The 1,701-nt window shown below is 69.9% G+C and carries 1 protein-coding gene; it reads left to right on the plus strand.

Features of this window, described 5'->3' with window-relative positions; genetic code table 11:
* A partial coding sequence (locus JGU66_36260) for a non-ribosomal peptide synthetase (protein MBJ6766230.1) occupies positions 1-1,701 on the plus strand: 1,701 nt, incomplete at both ends.

Consider the following 1,701-nt stretch of genomic DNA (forward strand, 5'->3'; position numbering starts at 1 on the left):
GGCTTCCGCATCGAGCTCGGCGAAGTCGAGGCCGCTCTCCGCGCCTCGCCTGCCGTCAAGGACACCGTCGTCGTCGCAAAGGGCGACGGCGCGGACAAGCGGCTCGTGGCGTACCTCGTCCTCAAGGCCGGCTTCACGCCGAACCTGGACGCCCTCAAGTCGCACCTGCGCCAGGGGCTCCCCGAGTACATGGTGCCCTCCGCCTTCGTCTTCATGGAGGCGCTGCCGCTCAACTCCAACGGCAAGGTCGATCGCAAGGCGCTCCCCGAGCCCGACGCGCCGTCCTCGTCTCGCGTCTTCCGTCAGCCCTCGTCACCCACCGAGACGGCGCTCGCCGCCATCTGGGCCGATGTCCTGCGCCAGCCGCGCGTGGGGCTCGACGACAGCTTCTTCGAGCTGGGCGGGCACTCGCTCCTCGCCACGCAGGTCGTCTCGCGGATCCGCTCCGAGTTCCGCGTGGAACTCCCGCTGCGCGCACTCTTCGAGGACGCAACGCTCGGCGCGCTCGCGCTCCGCGTCGACTCACTCCGCCCCTCGTCGCTCGTGCCGCCGCTCGTGCCCACCGCGCGAGACACGGCGCTCCCGCTCTCCTTCGCGCAGCAGCGCCTCTGGCTCATTGATCAGCTCGAGTCCGGAACCGCGCTCTACAACATCCCCGTCCCCGTCCGGCTCGAAGGCGCGCTTGACCTCGAGGTCCTGTCGCGCGCACTCGCGGAAGTCGTGCGCCGCCACGAGTCCCTGCGCACCACCTTCGTCGAGCACGAAGGGCAGCCGGTCCAGCGCATCGCGCCCACGCTCTCGATCCCGCTCGTCATCCAGGACCTCTCGGCGGTGCCGGACTCCGAGCGCGAGGCCCAGGCACGCCTGCACATCGCCGAGGAGATCCAGAAGCCCTTCCACCTCCAGCAGGGCCCGCTGCTCCGCGCGCTGCTGCTGAAGCTGCGCGACACCGAGCACCTCCTCGTCGTGACGATGCACCACATCGTCTCCGATGGTTGGTCGCTGGGAGTGCTGCTCCGCGAACTCGGCGCGCTGTATGCCGCGTTCGCGCAAGGCGCTGCATCCCCGCTCGCGGAGCTGTCCGTGCAGTACGCGGACTTCGCGGCATGGCAGCGCGGCTGGCTCCAGGGCGATGTCCTCCAGCGTCAGGTCGACTTCTGGAAGCGTCACCTCGCCGGTGCCCCGCCGCTCCTCGAGCTGCCCACCGACAAGCCTCGTCCCGCCGTTCAGGGCACCGCCGGCGCCACCCTCGCCTTCTCTCTGCCCAAGGCCCTCTCCGACTCCCTCAAGGCCCTCGCGCTCCATGAAGGCGGCTCGCTCTTCATGGTCCTCCTCGCCTCCTGGCAGTCGCTCCTCGCCCGCTACTCCGGCCAGCTCGACATCTCCGTCGGCTCTCCCATCGCAGGACGCACGCGTTCCGAGACCGAAGGCCTCATCGGCTTCTTCGTCAACACCCTCGTCCTGCGCGCTCAGCTGACCGAGGCCCAGACGTTCCGCCAGTTGCTCCAGCAGACCCGCGAGTCCGTCCTCGCCGCCTACGAGCACCAGGACGTCCCCTTCGAGAAGCTCGTCGAAGCGCTCCAGCCCGCGCGCAGCCTCAGCCACGCACCGCTCTTCCAGTCGCTCCTCGCGCTCCAGAACGTGCCCTCGCGCGCGCTCCAACTCCCGGGCCTCTCTCTCAAGCCCGTCGAGTTCGAGACC

It is taken from the genome of Myxococcaceae bacterium JPH2 (assembly GCA_016458225.1).
Classification (GTDB): Bacteria; Myxococcota; Myxococcia; order Myxococcales; family Myxococcaceae; genus Citreicoccus.